This window comes from Psychrobacter sp. CLB018, assembly GCF_041222815.1.
Lineage (GTDB): Bacteria > Pseudomonadota > Gammaproteobacteria > Pseudomonadales > Moraxellaceae > Psychrobacter > Psychrobacter faecalis.
In genome coordinates, this window is sequence record NZ_CP166085.1 from 1184947 (window position 1) to 1207147 (window position 22201).

The following is a 22201-nucleotide window of genomic DNA, read 5'->3' on the forward strand; positions in this document are numbered from 1 at the left end:
TGACATCAAAGCACATTGAAAAGCGACTCATGTAATCCTTTATTGACACTGCCCTTGAAGCTGAGATGAAAGCATATTTAGGCTATCTCAAGCATGAGAAAGCTGATAAGCCAAACAAGCATAATAGGTACATTAAAAAGACAGTTCGCAGTGATAGCGATGCGCTTGAGTTGTCCACCCCAAGAGAACGTGACAGCAGCTTTGAGCCTGTACTCGTCAGTAGGCATTAAACCTGCATTAGTAGACTTGATGACAAGGTAACCCCTCCCAAACCTAAGACACACTTATTCCAAACTTAAACACACTCTGTGTGATTGTAGTGGACAATGCCAGGTTTCATAAACACAAACACATTAGTAAAGATTTAATCTGATGAGTCCTTGATAGAGTAGGCAAAGAAGCGTGTCGAAATGTCGCGCAGCTACTACAATGTATTATTCAAATAATTACCAAACTAAGAGAGAAAGATTATGCGTGGAGTTAATAAAGTCATCATCATCGGAAACCTCGGTGCAGATCCTGATGCACGTCAATTTAATAACGGTGGTAGTGTTACCAATATATCAGTAGCGACCTCTGAGCAATGGACTGATAAAAAAAGTGGCGAAAAAAGAGAAGCGACCGAATGGCATCGTGTTTCACTATTCAATCGTTTGGGTGAAATCGCCGCTCAGTATTTGCGTAAAGGCAGCAAAGTCTATATTGAGGGTAGCTTACGCACTCGTAAGTACCAAGCCCCTGACGGTAGCGATCGTTATGCGACTGAAATTCGCGCTGACCAGATGCAGATGCTAGATAGCAATGACGATAACACAAAACAAATCAGTCATCCGGAACGTCAAAAGCCTCAGAACGACCATCAATCAACCAACAATAAAATAAATCACAACAATGTTAATCAGGGGCTTCCACCTGGGCCAGTAGATGACGATATTCCTTTCGCTCCTCACTTTGACGGTGAGTTTTAAAATTCTGGAAATAAATCTCAAAAAGTTTGAACGACTTGCATCAGCTATTTGGTGGGGTAATGGCTCAAAAAGGGAGTATCTGAGTTTAGGGGCTCTAAGGCGAATGTAAGCCATGCTGAAGAAAACGTATAAGTAAACTTGGTAAACTAAGCGTATTAATCGGAGCTTATCATGACCAAGAAAATAAGAAACTATAGTGACGAATTTAAAGCAGAAGCCGTCAATAAGATAGCGGACAATAATTGTGATATCTCCACTACCGCAAAGCAGCTTGGCATCGCTATGCAGACCTTATCTAGCTGGCACAACAAAGCCAACCAAGGCAAACTTGAGGGAACAGAGTAATACGATCTTGAATTTATAAGCTCACTTGAAGAAATTAAGCGCCTCAAACGACAGGTTAAAGTGGCCGAAAAGGAAAGGAAATATTAAAAAAGGCCACCGCGTACTTCGCAAAGCACAGTCAGTGAAGTACGCCTTTATTAAAGATAACCAGTCTCTCCAGCATTACTACTATGTGCCGTGTTCTAAAGATTAAGCATTCAAGCTACTACGACTGGCTGAGTCGCGATATCAGTGAGCAACAAATACACCGTAACCAGTGCGAGCTACTTGTCAGAGCCGCTTATAGTGAAACTAAAGAGCGCTATAGTTATGAGCGTTTGCATAACCTGGTAATAGTTATCTTATATTGTTTCTTTAAATTTGAGGAATAACATGTCTAATGCAGAAGCAGGCTTTGAACCTAGTTGGGGTGCGTCAGTTTTTAAATGTAAACATTGTGATAAAGATGGCATGCAATGGAAGCAAATAGCTCCAGACATATGGAGGCCTTATGATTTACAAGATAAGAAATTGCATTCATGTGATGTAGTTAAAGATGAAGAGTATATGCAGTACCAAGTAGAGAATACTGGATCTATAACACTGGAAAGTTTGGTAGAAAATTTAGAACTATTAGGTTTTAAATATTTTGTGCCTAGAACTGTTTCATGGAAGTTTGCTTTAGCAAAAAGCAATACTATACAAACAGTATATTTTCTAATAGGTAGATCAGGAGTTGATTTTAAGCTTTATGATTCTGTACGTGATAACAATGTTGATGATAACGGTAAGCTATACACTGATGGAGGCAAGTTGGTGCGAAATTATTACTGGAAAAGTAATGTTAATATTCATCATCTAATTTTAAAGGTTGCCACTCAGTTAAGTAATAACATAACTATTGATGATGAGTTTTTAACAGGTCAAGGAATATCAGTTAATACAAATAAAAATAGCACTATAGATGTTGAAGAGTATGACCACTCTGCAAAGGCGGATAAACCTAATAAGCGTAACGGGCACACTAAAAAGACCGTCCGAAGTGACACAGGCGATCTTGAGATCTCCACCCCAAGAGACCGCGGTGGCAGCTTTGAGCCTGTACTCGTTAGTAAGCATCAAACCCGTATCTCAGGTCTCGATGATAAAATCATATTCCTTTACGCCAAGGGTCAAACCACCACTGAGATCGTAGAGAGCATTAAAGAGCTCTACGATGTCGACATCTCAAGCTCTCTTGTCTCAAGAGTCACCGATAACATATTAGAGGACATCACCGCTTGGCAGAACCGGCCGCTGAGCAGTGTTTATCCTATTATCTATTTGGACTGCATTGTCGTCAAAGTACGTCAAGATAAGCAGATCATCAACAAGGCTATCTATCTGGCGCTAGGCGTCGGTCTTAATGGCAAGAAAGAGCTGCTTGGCATGTGGTTATCAGAGAACGAGGGCGCTAAGTTCTGGCTAGGGGTTCTCACTGAACTACAAAACCGTGGAGTACAAGACATCTTAATCGCCTGTGTCGATGATCTAAAGGGCTTCCCTGATGCCATTAACACCGTCTACCCCAACGCTCAGGTTCAGCCGTGTATCGTACACATGGTGCGTTATTCCATGAAGTTTGTGCCATGGACAGATAAGAAGGCAGTAGCGGCTGACTTAAAGGCCATCTACGGCGCTGATACGCTTGAGATAGCAGAGGCCAATCTTGAGCACTTTGATGAGGTGTGGGGTGATAAATACCCGCACGTGGTCAAGTCTTGGCGCAGCAATTGGGAGGGCTTAACGGTGTTCTTTGAGTATCCTAAAGACATCAGGAAAGCGATTTATACCACTAATGCGATTGAGTCGCTAAACAGCGTGATTCGGACAGCGGTGAATAAGCGTAAGGTGTTCCCGTCTGACCAGGCGGCGTTTAAAGTGGTGTACTTGGCAACCCAGCAGGCATCCAAAAAGTGGTCGATGCCGATTCGTAACTGGACGGCTGCTCTTAATCGCTTTATGATTATGTTTGATGATCGTATCAGCAGGCATTTAATCTAAAGGGCAGTTACACAGAATCTGGGATGGTCTCCTCATAGTATAAGGTTTGAGTCACTAGATCAAACCGGGTGCATCTATATAGCTTACTTAAACTTGCTCGATTTTATGAGTCGATTTAATTATCAGCTCATTTTCAATAACACCTCATAAGCCGAAAACTTGTGGAAACAATATAAATTTAGCTCAAAAAAAAGCCATTTATCAGTGATAGAAGGCTTTTTTGGTTTAGATTTTATAAAAATTGAAGAGTTTTCTGGCACGCAGTTTGTACCGTTTTTAACTTACGAATTAGTGAAGGTTTCAGCCTTACGCATATAACCAGCACGTTTATAAGCGTTAGTAATCATATTAGTATTACAAGACTGAATACCCTCTAGTTGGCTCAACTTCTCAGTCGTCAAATACCATAGATCGGATAAATCGTTACACAATATATGCCAAAAAAACTGTGATTCGCCACTGATGCCAAACAAACACCTAGTATTGTCAATTTTAGAAAGCACTTTCACAATCTCACTTACAGATTCAGGCCTAGCTTTTATGAGCACAATAGCTTCTGTATCATAACCAATAAGATTGGGCTCAAAGTCCAATCGTATAGAAAACACTTCTTCTTCTAGCAGATCTGTCATCATTTTTAGGGTTTTGTGTTCACTCATCTGTATATTTTCGGCAAGGCTTTTTATCGAGATACGTCCATCTTGCGATAAGGCTTGGATGAATCTTAATTCATCTTGAGATAATGAATGTTGGGATATTACAGAGGGAAAGGCAGAAGGCTTTTTCAATTTGCTTGCCCATGAAAAAGGCTTTAACACCACTTGTGTCTCGACAGTTTTAATACCTGCTATCTGGGTAACGAAGTGATGAATCCAAGGGTGTAAATCAATAGGCTTCTCCAAACCAATTTCTAAGAAAATATCTGCCATACCTGTGGTTAAGAATACCACTCTAACTTCAGGACGTTCAGAGAAAAACTGTGCAACTTCTTTTACTTTACCTATCTCAATACTCAGCCATACATGTACAGTAAATCCTTTATTAACTACTAACGGATTGAGTTCAACCACGGTACGAATAATTTGTTCGTCAAAAAGCTTACTAATTCGTCTCGATAGCTTTTTCTCAGGAATATCACTTGCTAAGCTTAATTCTCTCCATGAACCTCGGGGGTTCTCCAATAAAGCATTAATGCAAGCTTTGTCTATATCGTCTATTCTCAAAATTTCACTCATAATAGTTGACTTGTCTAAAAATTAAATATAACCTTATTTTAAGTCTAAAAACAATATTAAATGGAATTTTTTGTCTAAAACCTAAATAAAGGTACTTATGGATGAGCCTAATATGAAAAACTCAAATTCTATACTCGGGAATGTATCACAAAAGAAAGTCATTCTTGCAGGAACGATAGGAAATGCTGTCGAATGGTTTGATTGGACGATTTATGCAACTTTCGCTGTGTTCTTTTCCAAGCAGTTTTTTCCGTCTGATGATCCAACAGCATCGTTATTGTCCACTTTTGCCATTTTCGCTGTCGGATTCTTTATGCGACCTCTTGGTGGCGTTGTATTAGGAATTTTTTCAGACCGATACGGTAGAAAAGCTGCATTAGCAGCGACAATTCTAATGATGGCAGGTGGCTCCCTAATGATTGCGGTGTCACCAACTTATGCAACGATTGGTGTTTTTGCACCGATCATTCTAGTTTTAGCACGATTGTTACAGGGGTTATCTTTGGGTGGAGAGTTTGCTTCTGCTGCAACTTATCTATCTGAAATGGCCCCCAAAGAAAAACGAGGTTTCTATTCCAGTTTTATGTTTTTCAGTGCTGCTATTGGCATATTGTTAGCATCTAGCTTAGCTTGGTTGTTAACCAGTATCTTAACAGATCAGCAAATGGGTGCCTATGGCTGGCGCATTCCTTTTCTGATAGGTGCTTTGGGTGGCCTTGTTGGAATTTGGATTCGTCGCTCTGTGCCTGACAGCGAAATGACACATGCTAAGGAAAAAGTTAAAAATCCCCTCCTTGTTTTATTTAAACACTATCCAAAAGAAACCTTAAGAATAATTGGAATTTCAATTTTAACTACTTTTGCATTTTATATATTTGTTATTTATGTCCCAAGCTACGCTATTAATTTTTTAGGCGCGGAACCGAAAGTTGCTTTTGCTGCTAATACAATTGCACTAGTTGCATTTATGTTGAGTCAACCTTTATTCGGTTGGTTATCCGATAAAATTGGACGTAAGCCACAATTAATCTTCTTTGCTGTAGGGTATTTATTATTCTTTTATCCTATGATTAAGTGGATGGATAGCTCATTTAGTTCAATTCTGTTGGTTGAAATGTTTGGTTTATTACTCTATGCCCTATACACATCAATTGGACCAGCAGTTATGTCTGAACAGTTTCCAACAGAAGTTAGAGCGGTTGGGATTGGTGCGCCTTATAACTTAGTGGTTGCAATATTAGGCGGTACAACGCCATATGTTTTGACATGGTCGCAAAGTATTGGCAAACAAGATTATTTCTATTTCATGGTTATCGTTGGTGCAATTCTAACTTTGATAACCTTTATTAAAATGCCTGAAACTGTTGGTAAAAGACTGGAAGATATCTAATGAATTTATTAAATATTTCTGCACTTGAGATTGCAGCAAAAATTTCTAGAAAGGAAGTGACTGTAACTGAGGTTGTTAAATTCTACATTAACCGTATTAAGAATCACGAAGATTTAAATTGTATTTCAGCGTTATTTGAAACGGATGCCTTAGAACAGGCTGAGCAGTTAGACAGATTAAATATGACGTCTAAGCGCTTAAGCCAATTTCATGGTGTGCCGATACTATTGAAAGACAACTTAGATGTTAAAGGTTATGTTACACAAGCAGGCACTGTTTATTTAGACTATATCGCTCAGGAAAGCTGCGCCTTAGTTCAACAGCTTGAAAGTTTAGGCTTTGTAATCTTAGGTAAGGTTAAGATGACGGAATTGGCTTTTGGACTTTCTGGACAAAACCCCATTCAAGGTACACCACTCAATCCTTGGTCTAAAAAGCAGTTAGCGCCTGGTGGATCTTCATCTGGTTCTTGTGTTGCTGTAGCTGCTGGATTGAGCCCCTTATCCATTGGCGGTGACACAGGAGGTTCCATTCGTACACCTGCAGCATTAAATGGAATCTTCGGATTTAAACCATCGAGTGATAAGATTGTTTCCTCTGGTGTAGTGGCGTTATCTAAAACATTAGATACTTTAGGACCGATTTCTTTAAGAAGTGAAGATATTTTTGAGCTATATCCATTGCTTAGTAATACGCAGATTCCTCTACTTCGTGATGATCTTAATGAGTTGTATTATTTATCTGAAGAAGATTTCCCATATCCATTAGATGATGAGATATTACAGTTATGGAATAAGCTGTTAAAGGAATTAACAGCTCATGGCTTTGTACTTAAAAAATGGGATCTGCCTACCGAATTCAATTTTGAGACGCTGTCTAATTATACGTCCACAATAATTGCTTATGAAAGTTACTTGTATCACGGCAAAGATGCAGAAAACATGCAAAACGAAATGTGGAAAGTAGTACGAGAACGAGTCTTACGCGGAAAAAATATTAGCTTAGAAGATTATCAGTACGCAATTGAACAGCGTACTTTATTCGAACAGACATTTAAGAACTCATTGGTTGACAGTCAGTTCTTATTGCTTCCAGTTAGCCCAATTTTTGCTGTTGAATTAGATGCGCAAGACACAAGTTTTACTCATGTCGGAGACTATACACGACCTTTTAACTATCTCAATGCTCCATGCTTTACCTTTCCAATAGGTAATAACTCGGAGAACCTACCGATGGGGGTGCAGTTAGTCTCTTACAATGACAATGATCATTTATTATTAGAGCAAGCTAAGTTAATTGTTTCGAGACTTGGCATTCAGCCTGAAATTGCTGTTATTTAATCCTTTAAAATAACCGTTATTTAAGATCCGAGCTTATTTTAAAGTTTTTAGTAGAAAAGAAACCACCTATAAGGTGGTTTCTTTTTGGTTATAAAAAATAGACCTCTTGCAAAAGTAGCAGAGGATTTTACAATAACTAATACATTCACAACTGGCTAAGAACCATGCCAAACATAGATAAGCTACTCGAACAAAATAACGCAGGCTTCAAACGCTATACAGGTATTCATAAAGCGACCTTTTATGAAATGCTTGAGGCCATGCAGCAGCATGAAACCCAAAAGACCAAATCAGGTAGACCAAGCGTGCTTAGTCTTGAGGCGCAAATATTACTGGCCCTTACTTATTGGCGTGAATACCGGACGCTGTACCATATCAGTATGGACTTTGGTATTCATGAGTCTGCTGCTAGCCGTATTATTCGTAAAGTAGAATATATTCTTATCAATTCAGGCAAGTTTGAATTACCTAAAAAGCTGCCTAGTAGAGTCGATGACGACATCAATTGGTCAATCGTCATTGTCGATGCAACCGAAACCCCTATTGAGCGTCCAAAAAAACCAAAGAGACTACTATAGCGGCAATAAGAAACAACACACCTTAAAAGCGCAAGTGATCGTCCACTGGAAAACAGGCTTAATATTAGATGTTCAAACGTCCAAAGGCTCTATTCACGATTTTAAGTTGTATAAAGATACTTGTCCCGACTGGCTTCCTTGTGACACTAAGCCATTAGGGGATAGTGGCTATCAGGGCATTGCAAAGTTACATGAACAGAGCTTCACCCCCTTTAAAAAGCCACGTGGGGGTCAATTGTTAGAGCTCTGCAAACAAGCCAATCAGTATCTCGCTAAGTTTCGCATTATGGTTGAACACAAAATAGGCTTAATCAAACGGTTCAAAATCGTGGCTCATAAATATCGTAACCGTCGTCAGCGCTACGATCTTAGAATGAAGCTATTCGCCAGTATTGTTAATTTCGAGCTTGGCTTATGACTTTTGCAAGAGGTCTACTGTAGATGTAAACGAGTCAAAATAAGTAGATTTAATCGATGTAATAAAATACAGTAGCTTCTACTTATTGTTTCAACTAGATAAGTATCGATTTTAAGGCATCCAAAAAGACTTTATTCACTAAGTCTTGTTATCTATAAACTACAAAAAAACAGGATTTTGCATGTATAAAAAGGGACAGATGTATTATTCACCATCAGATCTAACCAAATACATGGAAAGTCCTTTTGCATCATGGATGGATAGACTCGCTCAAGAGTATCCAGAGTTAGCACCTAAGCCAGATCCTAGTGACGAGCTTATGGTGATGTTGCAACAAAAAGGTTATGAGCATGAAGATAAGCTAGAGACGCAGTTCATAGCTGAAGGCAAGAGCTTAGTCAAAATTGAGGGCATTACCAAAAAGGATAAATATACCAAAACTTTAGCGGCAATGAAGCAAGGTGCTGAAGTCATTGTACAAGGAAGGTTAGAGCTTAGTGAGTTCGCCGGCTATGCTGATTTTCTGGTGAAAGTGGAGCACAAGTCAGATCAACCTTTAAGCAATCTCGGAGATTGGCATTATGAGGTGTGGGACACTAAGCTTGCTAGTCACGTCAAGCCAACATTTATAATCCAATTATGTTGCTACGCTCAAATGCTTGAGGCCATTCAAGGCTGCTTGCCTCAAAATATTACCGTTGCTCTTGGCAATGGTGAGAAGCAAATACTAAAGACTCATGATTTTTATTACTATTATCTATCTCTTAAAAATACTTTTTTGGTCGAGCACTCTCGCTTTCATCCCGATCAAAAACCAGATCCTGCTGACTCGAAAAGTTGGGGTAATTGGAGTAACCATGCCGAACAAATTTTGCTCGATAAAGATCATCTGTTTCAAGTGGCGAACATTACCAAAGCACAAATTAAAAAACTCAATAAAATAGGTATTCACACTATGCAGCAGCTTGCAGAGCTGCCTTTGTTATCAGTGCATGGTATTCATTCCACATCTCTCGCTAAAATTAAAGATCAAGCTGCTATACAAATCAAAACCCATTTAAAAACTAAAAATTCAGATGAGCCTAATGGTAACGCTATACCAGAGTTTGAAATACTACCTCACACAGAGGATGAGAAAAAAGGACTAGCACTATTACCGCCACACTCTGCACTAGATGTATTCTTCGATATTGAAGGGTTTCCACTTGATGAGGGTGGTTTAGAGTATTTATGGGGTAATAGTTATTTTGATGAGCAGGGTGATCGTCAATTTAAAGATTTCTGGGCTCACAATCCTGAACAAGAAAAACAGTGTTTTGAGGCGTTTATTCACTGGGTATATGATAGATGGCAACAAGACCCAAGTATGCATATCTACCACTACGCCAATTATGAAATTGCCGCGTGCCGAAAGCTTATGGGTCGCTATGGCATTTGTGAATATGAGGTTGATCAACTTTTAAGAAATGAAGTGTTTGTAGACTTGTATAAAGTGGTGAAGGGCGGTTTACGATTAGGCGCGCCTAAATATTCTATCAAAAATGTAGAGCATCTATATCGAAGCAAGCGTAACACTGAGGTAGGCAATGGCGGTGATTCTATCGTTGTTTATGATCACTGGCGACAGTTATTTGAGCAAGGTCTAGAAGGAGATACTTGGCAAACCTCGAAGATTCTAAATGATATTCGTGATTATAATATTGATGATTGCGATTCTACGCAGGAGCTAACAGTATGGTTAAGGGAGCAGCAAGCAATACATCGTATTGAGTATCTTGGTAAAACTGAAGTCATTGAGCCAGCAGTCTCCGAGGAAGTGACCATGGTTACCGCATTGCGTGACCGTCTATTATACCAAGCTGAAACAGAGTTACTAGATAATCCTAAACAAGCACAACTCACTGAGAATTTAGTTTGGATGTTAGAATTTCATCGCAGAGAGTCTAAACCCTTGTTTTGGAAGCTCTTTGATCGCCTCGGTTCAGATGAGATGGAGCTTTTTAGCGACTTAGACTGTCTTGCTCTTTGTGAGCGCACGGATAGAGCGCCCTTTAAGTGTCAACCCAAAGATAGAAACTTAAGTTATGAGTATAAGTTTGATGTCGAGCAAGAATTTAAAGGCGCTGCGAAAAGCTTCTATTTGCTTGGAGTTCAAAAATCAGATGGCAAAAATGCTACGGTTAGTTTTGTTGCTGAAGAGAGTGATTTAGATAAGGGTATAATCGTAGTTAAAGCTAAAGACGAACCACCAATCACAATATCACTTATTCCAGACGATTACATTAGAACAGATGTTATCTCAGAAGCAATTTTTAGAACGGTTACTGAGTATGAGCAAGGGTCATTTAAACAACAAAAATCTGCCGTTATAGACTTTTTAACAGGTTCAAAGCCGAGAATATCAAACTATATAGGCGGTGATATCGTCAGTAGTGATGAACCTAATGCACGCTTAGAGCAAATTATTGCAGCAATTGTTGATCTAGATAGTAGTTACTTACCTATACAAGGGCCTCCAGGCGCTGGCAAAACTTTCACTGGTAAACATGTCATCGCTCATCTGCTTAAATCAGGCGCAAAAATAGGCATCTCAAGTAATAGTCATAAAGCGATCAACAACCTATTGCTCAGTACCGCTAAATACTGCAAACTCCAAAATATAAAAGCAGCTTTTATCTGTACACAAGATACTGATGATGAGCTTGCAGATTATGATGTGACTATCTCAAGCAATAGTAAGTTAATCGGTCATATAGAGTCATCCTGCGTTATTGGGACGACTGCGTGGGGGTTTGCGCGGGAGGATATGACTGAGCAGCTCGACTATTTATTCATTGATGAGGCAGGGCAAGTTTCAACGGCAAATTTGGTAGCTATGAGTCGCAGTGCTAAAAATTTAGTATTAATGGGTGATCAGATGCAGTTAGGTCAACCTTCACAAGGCACCCATCCTGCTCAAAGTGGGTTATCTATATTAGATTATCTACTCCATAAAACACCGACAATACCTGCAGATAGAGGTGTGTTTTTAGATACGACTTATCGTATGCATAGCAAAGTAAATACTGTTATCAGTCAGCTAATTTATGAAGGTAAACTCAAGTCACACTTTGACAATGATAAGCGAATTCTTCAAACAGTAGATGCAGCTACTCAAAATACTGATCAGCAAACTCTAGAAGCGCATTTAAACTCTGAGGCAGGAATCATCTTTATCCCTGTAGAGCATGAAGGTAATACTCAGGCTTCTGATGAGGAGGTGATAGTGATTAAGCAATTAGCTGAATCGCTATTGGGGCGTCTATTGCATACTGGTGCGACTAAAGATACTGGAGAGCCAGAAACTCGAATCATAACTTGGGACGATATGTTGTTTGTCGCTCCCTATAATCATCAAGTTAGTAAGCTAAAAATTGCCTTGGGCAAACAAGCAAAGATTGGTAGTGTGGATAAGTTTCAAGGTCAAGAAGCGCCTATCATATTTTTAAGTATGTGCAGTAGTGATGCTAGTGAATCGCCTCGCGGCATTGATTTCTTGCTGGATAAAAACCGCATTAATGTCGCGATCTCTAGAGCACAAACCTTGGCTGTCGTAGTGGCAAATTCTAATCTTGGTAATATGCCCGTCAATAATATTGAGCAGTTAAAAAAAGTGAGTTTATTTAATGCAATGAGCCTCATGAACGACAGGATCATCTAATTCATAAGCTAAGATGGCGAGCAATTCAAGAAATACGATTAACTTGAATTTTAAATTTTACGATAAAAATACAGGAGTCATGCTTATGATAGCTAATGCTGTTCAAAGAGGTAGTAGTGTTTACCTGTATGATGAAACAGGGCAAGATTTGCCAGTCTCAATTTTTACTAGAGGAGGTAGGTTAGTAGGGTTTACTGCTTCTACAGTAAGCATTCAAAACGGTACTCTTATTTATACTTACGATGATCGGGGTAATATCTTAGGCACTCCAATTTCTACTGCCTCTCAAGGGACTATTCAGTCTGATGCAACGAATGATAGGGAATCTAGCAGATATAGTAATAGAGGAAATAGTAATATATCAGATTTTGGATTTATTGATGGATATATCGAAAGTTTAACGAATTACGTATACAGGAAGGGATGGAGTCAAAAGAGTATATTTGGAAAGTTAATAACATTGATATTATTACCCTTTGCAGTTTGCATCTCTGCTGTTCAGATTGCTTTCACAATTTTAAGATGGCTATTGATTGCTACGGTAGTACTTGTAGTTCTATATGTATTTTATATAGGCATTTTTAGTTAAATTCACCACTTTTTAAATGTTATCACTGCAATGAAAAAATGTACGGCCAGTTCGATGTATAAAGATAGCCATTCAAGATTTAAAAATATACAATCGTAGGGCTACACTACTAACATAAGTTTATTAAATATAGAAGCGAATTTGTAAATTTGAAGTTTTGGATAATCAGTACTTAAATTCCTATAAGCCAATCATACCGGATCAACTAAAAATAAATTAATTTAATAAAGGGATTTATAATGGAAAACGTAACTAACTCCGATAACAAAGAATGGATGCAAGAAATTTGGGATTGGGCCGATAAAGCCCAGATTGATGAAAGTATAATTCCTAGAGAATCAAAAGAATTAATTGAGTTGAAAATTTTGCATGTTATTGATAACTCTGAGTTGAAGGAGGTTCCTGAAAGTATTGGAAACCTTAAGAATTTAGAGGATTTTACTTTAAAGGGAACTAATATAATAAAATTACCAGAAAGTATTGGTCAGCTATCAAAACTAAAAAAATTAATCATTGATTACAATTATAAGCTCACCGATCTTCCTGAAAGTATTATAAATCTTAAAAACTTAGAGGATTTTGTTTTAGAAGGAAGTGAGGTTAAAAAAATACCAGATAATATCGGTAAGTTATCAAACTTGATAAGTTTAACAATTTCTGGCAATACTAAATTAACTGATTATCCTAAAAGTATTGGAGATCTTGTAAATTTAGAAAATCTAAGTATGGGAGGTAATAATCTTGAAAAACTACTAGATAATATTGTTAATATATCAAATTTAAAAAAACTAAAGATTTTTAGCGCTGATAAACTAACAGCCCTTCCTGAAGATCTTAAAAATCTTAAAAATCTAGAGAGTTTTATTTTAGGTTTTACTGGTGTTAAAAACTTACCAGATAGCATTTGCCAACTTTCAAAATTAAAATATTTACAAATCAATAATAATAAAAATTTAACTAATCTACCTGATAATTTTGGTGAATTATTGAGTTTAGAAGAACTAGTTATTAATCTTAACTTTGAACTGAAAGAAATTCCAAGTAGTTTTACAAATTTATCTAAATTAAAAAATCTTCATATATCTTTATATCAATCTAGTGAGTCATTAGATGCTATTTTTAATTTGTCAAATTTAACTACTTTAGAAATAAAGTCAGAAAAAAAATACTCTCTCCCTAAAAATATAGGAAATCTATCAAAGATTGAAAGTTTAACTTTGACAGGTTCGGGTTTTGAAGTATTAGATGAAAGTATAGGGGGCCTTAAAAGTTTACGTAATTTCAACCTAAGTAGTAGCGGGCTAAAAAAAATGCCTGATAGAATAGGTGATTTATCAAATCTTGAAAGCCTTAATCTTATTCACAATAGCAAGCTTAGTAAATTACCTGATAGTATTGGTAATCTTAAGCAGTTGCAAAGTATTTGCTTAAAAGGCAATGCGTTAAATAAACTACCTGAAAGTATAACTCAACTAAATGGATTGAAAAACTTAGAAATTGCACATGATAAGAAACTTACTGATCTTCCCTCTAGTATTGGAGACCTAAAGAATTTAGAGTCTCTCATTATAAGTAACAGTAAATTAAAAGAAATACCTGAAGATTTTAGTAGATTATCTAGTTTAAAAACACTGGAAATCTCATCTAATAAAAATATTGTTAATATACCTGAAGGTATAGGAAAGCTTGAGAATTTAATTAGTCTTAATTTTACAGACTGTAGTTTTAAGGTACTACCCAAAGGTCTAGGGGAGTTATCAAATTTAGCAATACTAGATATTTGGAGTAATGATGAGTTGGCATGTATTCCTGATGATATAGGTCAATTATCAAATTTAATAACTTTAAATATTTGTTGTAATTTTAAGCTAGTAAGTATTCCTGATAGTATCAGTCAACTATCGAACTTAACATCACTAAAAATGTTTAATAATCAAATAAATGAAATATCTGATAATATTGGACTAATCAAGAAAATTGAGAACCTTGATTTATCTGGAAATAAATTATCAATTCTACCTGAAAGTATTGGAAAACTATCAAATCTGATAACTTTACATATTAGTAGCAATGAACTTAGCGAGCTTCCTGATAGTATTGGTCAATTATCAAACTTAATAAGTTTGAATGTTGAATGTAATAATATTAATATGATTCCTGAAAGTATTGGAGATCTTAAATATTTGAAAGAGTTGAACTTAAGTTTAAACAATATTAAAAATCTACCTGAAAGTATTAGTAATCTTACGATGTTAGAAAATTTCTCTTTAAGCGATAATCCTTTAGTAGAGATATCTAGCTCTCTCATTGACTTTCTTCGAAATTTAGATAATCCAGTTTATGGTCTTGATGAGTTCGATTCTTCAACTTCAAGTGTCTCTAATGAAAATGATACTTCAACATTTCTTCAGGTCAATGGCTATGGGGTAGAGACCTTTGCCGGTACTGTAGAGGCTGCAACATATCAATACTTCGAAGATAATGATATCGATCTTGAAGACTATAGCAATGATGCTGAGTGGGGTGATGATAACTGCCAAGTTCCAGAGGAGCATAACTTTGGTGGGGGTGGATTATATGAAGTCGATAATCTATGGCATGTCAACGGCGCTTATTTAACAGAAGATACTCAAATTGAGTTGGTGAACGGTTCTGAAGATACAATCTGGAGTTCGAACTGTGATACTGAGTCGCTTGAATCGCAAGGTATTAAGTTGATTTGCGTTTCAAGTCAAGAAGATATTTTTGATAGTTTAGATTTAAAGACAGTTGTTATGGTTGGTAGAATCTTCCAACAAGGTTGTACTTTTGAGAATCAACTTCAGGACGTTGAGAATTTTGAGCCAAATAACCTGACTATTTATTACCATGAAGATGAAAGCGGACGTATTATCAAGAAAATAGAATACAAGGATACTGAGCTTGAAAACGGCAATAGTAGTACTTCTGGTTCAGGATCTGAATATTCTTGGGAAGTTATTGGATAGTAGGCTATGTAATATCTTTTAATATGAAGTTGGATTGAAATATTTATAGTGCGCTTAGTGAAGTTCTCAATTTTGCTAAGCGCATTTATATATGGCATTGATTTTTAAAAAATAGTATTTCTCGCTAATAAAGTGTTTTTTTTAGCATATTAAGTTCTCAAAATATCAAGCAACGATGAGTATTATTTTTAAGTATTAGCCAAAAATTATTACTCATCAATTCAGGTTTTACGCTCTATAGCCTAAGTAGTTATCAAATACTATAATCAGAAAATATAACATTAACAGGGTTTCACAATGACTGAAAATTTTGAAGCAATAGATGTAAATTCTTATTGGTTTGTTGGTGCTGCCTATGATGGAGTAGACCAAACCTCTCGATTTGTTGAAACAGGTACTTGGGAGATTAATCCTGAGGCTAACCAGATTGATTCAGTAAATTTTATTAAGGCTGGCGATAGAATTGCTATCAAATCAACGTACACTAGAAAAAACGAACTACCCTTTGATAATCGAGGCCACACGGTTTCTGTGATGTTAATTAAGGCTATCGGCACCGTTATAGAGAATATAGGTGATGGCAACCCTCTAAAAGTAGATTGGGACAACAGCTTTACTCCTAAGGAATGGTATTTTTTCACTAGTCGAAATACAGTTTGGAGAGTCATTCCTGAAACTGTGTTAAGAGTTAATTTGATTGATTTTGCATTTGACGGTAAAGCTCAAGACATAGATATGTTCCGTAACAATCCTTATTGGCTTGAAAGATTTGGCGATTCACCTTCAGAGCATTCCGCTTTTGAGTGGACAACTTTCTATGAAGAAATGGCCTCTAAGCTTCTTGCTTTTCGATATCGTCGAGATGAGCTTGTTACTGGTATTCATAAAATATCTGAAACAAGTGATGTCATGTCTATTCTTAACGACCAATACGAAGAGGGGGTCGAAGGAGGATTATTAAAAGATATATGTCCATTTACAGTCATGGCTATTTTCAATCGTGGAATTACTGACGATAATCGTAAAATTATCGCTAAAGCATTGGCCGAACTACTTGATATAACAGAGCCTGTCCCTGAATCTTTTGATGGCATTCCTATAGTTAACAATCAAAGAACCTGGTTTTTTGGTTATCACTACAAGCGCCATGCAGATGATATAGATATTTTATGGGAAGTCTTTGCCCGTGCTATCGCATTTGCCGATTTAGAAGATGAAGGTGAGAGTGAAGAGGCTAAGTCTCAATTCGTTTCCTCTTATGACAGCGCTACTAACTGTTACGGTATAGGCTGGAATTTGACTATGGGTCTGTATTGGATTAGACCGTGGAGCTTCTTGACCCTTGATGGACAGTCTCAAGAATACATCAATAAAAAGCTTAATATAGAAATTAATAAAAACGGTCCAAAAGCACGCTGTGATGCTAATGATTATTTAGGGTTGTTAGAGAGTCTTGAAACCAGATTTTTAGAAGAAACTTATCCTGTACATTCTTTTCCTGAACTCTCGCTCGCAGCATACCAATATAAACCAAGTGACTTGAAAGATTTGTCTAATAGAACTTGGATAGATATCATTTTATTTCAAGTAAAGCAGCTCTGTCTTGAGAAAGATTCTTTTGAATTTACAGTAGAAGAGTTTCTAGATAGATTTACTGATGATATTCAACAACGATACCCAGATAGAAAAGATGTTGTAGGAGGTGTCAAATCTGTATTAAAAAATATGGTTAATAATAGAAAGTTAGAGTTGATAAGTAATGGTAGTTATCGCTGGGTAGATGAAGATATAGTTAGTGATTTTGATACACAATTACCTTTTGAGACGGACACTCAAACTATGGTTAAAAATTATTCTATTGATGATATTACATCTGATGGGTGTTTTTTGCCTAAAGCTAAGATTGAGTTGATACTCAAACGTCTTCGGGATAAGAAAAATCTAATACTACAAGGGCCTCCCGGTACTGGTAAAACTTGGTTGGCCAAAAGATTAGCCTTTGCTTTAATGGGTCAGCGTGACGATAGTAAAATACGAGCCGTGCAGTTTCATCCTAATTTGTCTTATGAAGATTTTATTAGAGGTTGGCGTCCCTCAGGTGAGGGCAAGCTGACATTGGTAGACGGCCCTTTTATGGAAATGATCAAAGCCGCTATTGATGATCCTGAATCAAAGTACGTTATTGTCATCGAAGAGATTAACCGAGGTAACCCTGCTCAAGTGTTCGGTGAGATGCTCACACTACTTGAAACTGATAAAAGAACGCCAGATGAAGCGTTAGAGCTGTCTTATAGAAAGTTCGATGGTGAACGTGTTTATATTCCCAGTAATTTATATGTCATAGGTACAATGAATATTGCTGACCGCTCGCTGGCCTTGGTTGATCTTGCACTACGTCGTCGTTTTGCCTTTATTGATCTTGAACCAACATTGGGCAAGCCATGGCATGATTGGGTTCAATCCAAAAATGGCATCGATTCAAATGTTCTAACTGGAATTGACAGTCGTATTAGGGCTCTTAATGAGGAGATTTCTGCAGATACCAGTCTTGGTGCTCAGTTTCAAGTAGGCCATAGCTATGTCACGCCAGCCGTTGGGATGACTATAACGAATGCTAAAGAATGGTTTAGTGAGGTGGTACAGACGGAGATCGGTCCTTTACTTGATGAGTACTGGTTCGATGATCTTGAGAAATCTCAAAAAGCACAGAAACGCCTGATCGAAGGTCTGTAAGTCTATGTCTATTGAAGTAGATCATCTGTCTGAATCTTATGATGAAATCAAGTTTGTAGGTGAAATACCGGTACGCAATCTTTGGCTGCTTATGCTCTATGCCTCGGATATGTATAGAGAGTTTGAAGCGGCTAAGATCTCAGTTGAAAATAACCCTGATGACATTCCAGATTTAATTGCAGAAATACTGTGTCGACGAGTTGAGCATCGTATTCAGCGAAACTTAAGTTACAGTTATCAGTCTCGTGATGCTGTGCTTAATCGTGTCCGGGGTAGAATAGATCTGCTTAGTACTGAGAGAAATAGATTGCTTGATCGTGGTAAAGTCGCTTGTCATTTTGATGAATTAACTATTGATACCGCGCGTAATAGATATGTCCGTGCTGCCTTAGAGAGTATCTCTAAGATTGTAAAAAATAATGATTTAGCTCATAGGTGCCGATCATTGGATGTGCGCTTAAGGCGCATGGGAGTCAGTCAGGTACGTCCTAGTCGGAGTGAGGTTTCAGTAGATCGGTTTGGAAGGCATGACTTTGAAGATAAACCTATGATTACAGCAGCTCATCTAGCTTTTAATCTTGCGCTTCCGACTGAGCTTAAAGGTAAAAAGCAATTAAACTCGCCAGAGAGAGATAACTTACCCTGGCTTCGTAAGCTTTTTGAAAAAGGGGTTGCTGGATTTTATGACACGGTCTTGCCAAAGCAGAGTTATCGAATAAGCGCTGGCAAGACTCTGAGGTGGCAAATAGAGGATAAGAGCTTAGGCATTGATAACATACTTCCTAATATGAGAACAGATATCTTAATAGATGATATGGAATTAGGACATCGGTTAGTCATTGATACTAAGTTCAATGCTGTCGTAATCAACGGTTGGTTTAGAGATGAAACCTTACGCAGTGGTTATCTATATCAGATGTACGCCTACTTAAGATCGCAAGAGGGTAGTGGGGACCCACTCAATGAAAATGCTTCAGGCCTACTACTTCATCCTTCCGTAGGTAAAAACATTGATGAGTATATCGTCATACAAAATCATAAAATTCAGTTCGCTACTGTCGATCTAGCAGCGACTGCGATTGAGATTCGAGAACAGCTATTGCAAGTTATCGGTGTTTAGCAAAATTAGATTTTGCTCCCGCCATAGCTTGAAAATTTACAGCATTTTGAGTTGCCACTTGTTGGATTAAGTAAATTTGAAGCTAGGTTGATTAAAGGTAAGTATAAATTGACGATAACTGATATAGAACTTGGCAGCTAGGTATGAGTGAGTCAATGGAACTTTTAAGTTTGTTTGAATCAGATGGCCGAATGAATAAATTCCAAAATTTATTTAAACAGCTCATCTATGTTCTGTTAGAAGAAAACATTGAGTATGTCATCGTAGGCACGGTTGCATACTCAGAGTATGCACCTTCTCGTGCGACCACTAATATTAATTTCATGGTTTCTGAAAGTGACTACTGTAAACTTGAAAGCGCACTAAAACAAAATAACATTGATTTTATATGGAATGCCTACCAACAATTTATCATTGCTATCAAAGATGATAGTGGTGAGACTAAAAAATATCCTCTCGAACTTTCATTCCAAAGCACCCCTAAAGGTTTCGCCTTGAATCAGCCTATATCTAAAGAGATATTTGGTATGGTTGATGTACCTGTTGCTAGCCCTGAGGTATTAGTGGCGTTATGGTGCCTGGCTGTCAGTAAGGCATATTCTAAGTCTTATTACGACGCTCAGATGTTCATCAAGCTACAGTTAGCAGACGTTGATAGATGCGCTGCTGTGATTGACAGTCTTCAGGAGAGTGATGCTGATAAAGTATTACGTTCAATTCTCACAGGTAATGCTATGCATGTCGATAAAATAGATATGGATGAAGTACTTATTATGCCGTCTGAACTAATCCAAACTCATGAAGAGATTGAGCGGGCGAAAGCTCATCGCTATAACGCATCACAAGAGCGTCGGCGTCAATTGCACGAAGGGATAAAACAGGTAAAATAATACTATAGTTTGCGCTTTTATTATACTGACGTTATAAGCTGGTGAAATGGGCGAATAATAAAAGCGCTAGTTTAAAGCTACACGTATTTAAGCAGACTGCTCTAATGCATTCTTACAAGCCTCGGCCAAATAAGGATCAACGGTATCTTGTTTCAATAGCCACTTCAAATATCCAGCACCATCCGAGTGAGTCGCTAAATCTGCAATAGCCTCACCCTTGTGCTTACCAAAACTTAAGTGCGTGGGTACACGCGCTATTTCGCTAAATTCATATAAGCTCTCCACATCACTTATCTCATGGCCTTGGCTATTCGCCAAGTCAATCAGACTACCAAGCACCAGCTCAGTGAAGTAAATATCAGCAATGGCAGCATGAGCATCTCTTGCTTGAGCACGGGCTATATCACGGTGAAAGTGGTAGAGGAGGGATACTAGCTTATGGCTTTCAAGCGTAGGAAGCAGGAAGTTAGCCATCGCATTGGTACATATTAATTTAGGCGTATGAGTTACGCCCGCATTTTTAAGAACGGCCATATCAAAATCAATATTGTGACCAATCAAGTACTCAACACTGCTAGGTAGCCTAAAGTCCGTGTGAGGTGGCTGATCTGCCACATCCTCATCACAGATATGTGATATCGCCATAGAGCCTAAGCTAATTTCTTTCAGCGGGTTAAAACGCTTCGCTCTTGGCGCCTGTAATACTGTCACCTTGCCATTAATGATGTCAACAATAGAGTAGGCGGCCTCGGTCATGTGCGGATCAACGAGTCCGGTTGTTTCAGTGTCAAGTATGTATGTGGTCATAACTAGCCTTACTTTTTTGAATTCGTTATAAATGGCGACATTATATCAGTCAAACTCTAATGATCTATTAATGAAAAGTCAGGCTATTTTAAATGCCTGACTTTTCTATGGTTAATCCTTTTACGTATTAACTTTATTTGCCTGCTAAAAAGTTAGCTATGGCGTACCAGCATGACCAACTTTAACCTGAGTAGATAGCATACGACCTCTGGTCTCAGCGGTACGTGATGCTTCATCCCAATCAGGTGCTGCACACATGAACAAGGTTTTGCCATCTTGTCCGCCAAGTGCCACTGCAAAAATACCATCAGGTGCGGTATCAACGACTTCTAAAATTTCCCCGCCTTCTTGAATACGAACAGCACGCTGGTTCAAAGTATCTGCAATCCAAACAGCGCCCTCGCTATCTAAGGCAAGACCATCAGGTAAGATACTGGCGTTTTCTATGCGCACCCCTAAATTTGGCTCATCTCCTAGTTCTCCGAAGTTCGCAAAGTCACGCTTCTCTCCTAAAGTCCCATCTTCTTTGATATCGAATTTTGAAATTTTATTACCAAATAGCTCATTGACGATTAACGTCTTTTGGTCAGCAGAAACGACCATACCGTTTGGAAAAGCTAAGCCTTCTGCCACAATCTGTGAGTGGCCATCAGGCTTCACCAATATAAGAGCCGCATGTTTATGGTCGGCACCACCCATCAAATCAAAGCCAAAGTTACCGACATAAGCATCACCATTAGGTGCAACGACCATGTCATTAGCATGTCCATCACAGTGCTCCCAGATATCAGCATGAACGACTAACTCGCCATCGTCTTCTAGGCGTAAGACTTTGCGATCTTTCATTGAAACCACTAGCATACGCCCGTCAGGTAGCCAGCCCAAACCAGAGGGTTGTTGTTCAATATGGACAATTTTTTCTGCGACGCCTTGATCATTCACACGGTAAACGCCTTTGGTATAAAAATCGACAAACCATAAGGCGTCTTTATACCAGCGAGGTCCTTCTAAGTAATGAAAGCCATCGACGACCACGTCTAATTTGTATTCTGACATAACTATTTCCCTTCAGTAGTGGA

The 22201-nt window shown here is 38.0% G+C and carries 16 protein-coding genes and 1 pseudogene; 14 read left to right on the forward strand and 3 right to left on the reverse strand.

Annotation, left to right across the window (positions count from 1 at the left end; translation table 11 throughout):
* Positions 1–65: 65 nt before the first annotated feature.
* The 4 genes and pseudogenes from AB8P72_RS05130 (at position 66) to AB8P72_RS05145 (ending at position 3335) form a co-directional block, all read left to right on the forward strand.
* Complete coding sequence (locus tag AB8P72_RS05130) at positions 66–230, forward strand: transposase (protein ID WP_369958139.1); 165 nt, start codon at positions 66–68, stop codon at positions 228–230.
* Between the two features lie 240 nt (positions 231–470).
* Positions 471–968 carry a single-stranded DNA-binding protein gene (gene ssb, locus AB8P72_RS05135; protein ID WP_369958140.1) on the forward strand — a complete coding sequence of 166 codons (498 nt, stop codon included), beginning with the start codon at positions 471–473 and terminating at the stop codon, positions 966–968.
* 171 nt (positions 969–1139) lie between these two features.
* Positions 1140–1636: pseudogene (locus tag AB8P72_RS05140) on the forward strand (transposase); the annotation flags it as partial.
* 550 nt (positions 1637–2186) lie between these two features.
* Entirely contained in the window at positions 2187–3335 is a 1149-nt protein-coding gene (locus tag AB8P72_RS05145; protein ID WP_369958271.1) for an IS256 family transposase, read from the forward strand.
* A 281-nt stretch (positions 3336–3616) separates the two neighbouring features.
* On the opposite strand, the gene AB8P72_RS05150 is transcribed toward AB8P72_RS05145, so the two are convergent.
* A complete protein-coding gene (locus AB8P72_RS05150) occupies positions 3617–4570 on the reverse strand; it encodes an Lrp/AsnC family transcriptional regulator (RefSeq protein ID WP_369958141.1) in 954 nt (317 codons plus the stop codon).
* A 112-nt stretch (positions 4571–4682) separates the two neighbouring features.
* Here AB8P72_RS05150 and AB8P72_RS05155 point away from each other — a divergent pair, with 112 nt between their 5' ends.
* From AB8P72_RS05155 to AB8P72_RS05200, 10 genes are all read left to right on the forward strand, one after another.
* The gene (locus AB8P72_RS05155) at positions 4683–5960 is read left to right on the forward strand and encodes an MFS transporter (protein ID WP_369958142.1); all 1278 of its coding nucleotides are present in this window, start codon (positions 4683–4685) and stop codon (positions 5958–5960) included.
* Entirely contained in the window at positions 5960–7300 is a 1341-nt protein-coding gene (locus AB8P72_RS05160; RefSeq protein WP_369958143.1) for an amidase, read from the forward strand. Before AB8P72_RS05155 ends, AB8P72_RS05160 begins: the two co-directional genes overlap by 1 nt.
* A gap of 164 nt (positions 7301–7464) precedes the next feature.
* Positions 7465–7878 (forward strand): transposase family protein, encoded by a 414-nt coding sequence (locus AB8P72_RS05165; protein WP_369958144.1) that lies wholly within the window; start codon positions 7465–7467, stop codon positions 7876–7878.
* Entirely contained in the window at positions 7793–8296 is a 504-nt protein-coding gene (locus AB8P72_RS05170) for a transposase family protein (protein ID WP_369958145.1), read from the forward strand. The genes AB8P72_RS05165 and AB8P72_RS05170 overlap by 86 nt, the downstream gene beginning before the upstream one ends.
* Positions 8297–8477: 181 nt before the next feature.
* Positions 8478–11996 (forward strand): TM0106 family RecB-like putative nuclease, encoded by a 3519-nt coding sequence (locus AB8P72_RS05175; RefSeq protein WP_369958146.1) that lies wholly within the window; start codon positions 8478–8480, stop codon positions 11994–11996.
* A gap of 85 nt (positions 11997–12081) precedes the next feature.
* Positions 12082–12585: a hypothetical protein gene (locus tag AB8P72_RS05180; RefSeq protein ID WP_369958147.1), complete on the forward strand. Its 504-nt coding sequence runs from the start codon at positions 12082–12084 to the stop codon at positions 12583–12585.
* 239 nt (positions 12586–12824) lie between these two features.
* Positions 12825–15572, forward strand: coding sequence for a hypothetical protein (locus tag AB8P72_RS05185; RefSeq protein ID WP_369958148.1), 2748 nt, complete (start codon positions 12825–12827; stop codon positions 15570–15572).
* Positions 15573–15869: 297 nt separating this feature from the next.
* Entirely contained in the window at positions 15870–18305 is a 2436-nt protein-coding gene (locus AB8P72_RS05190; RefSeq protein WP_369958149.1) for an AAA family ATPase, read from the forward strand.
* Positions 18306–18309: 4 nt separating this feature from the next.
* Positions 18310–19425 carry a 5-methylcytosine-specific restriction endonuclease system specificity protein McrC gene (mcrC, locus tag AB8P72_RS05195; protein ID WP_369958150.1) on the forward strand — a complete coding sequence of 372 codons (1116 nt, stop codon included), beginning with the start codon at positions 18310–18312 and terminating at the stop codon, positions 19423–19425.
* A 143-nt stretch (positions 19426–19568) separates the two neighbouring features.
* The gene (locus tag AB8P72_RS05200; protein WP_369958151.1) at positions 19569–20315 is read left to right on the forward strand and encodes a hypothetical protein; all 747 of its coding nucleotides are present in this window, start codon (positions 19569–19571) and stop codon (positions 20313–20315) included.
* Between the two features lie 87 nt (positions 20316–20402).
* Here the strand turns inward: AB8P72_RS05200 and AB8P72_RS05205 are convergent, their stop codons facing one another.
* The gene (locus AB8P72_RS05205) at positions 20403–21122 is read right to left on the reverse strand and encodes a 3'-5' exonuclease (protein ID WP_369958152.1); all 720 of its coding nucleotides are present in this window, start codon (positions 21120–21122) and stop codon (positions 20403–20405) included.
* Between the two features lie 156 nt (positions 21123–21278).
* Complete coding sequence (locus AB8P72_RS05210) at positions 21279–22178, reverse strand: SMP-30/gluconolactonase/LRE family protein (RefSeq protein WP_306495670.1); 900 nt, start codon at positions 22176–22178, stop codon at positions 21279–21281.
* Positions 22179–22201 lie beyond the last annotated feature (23 nt).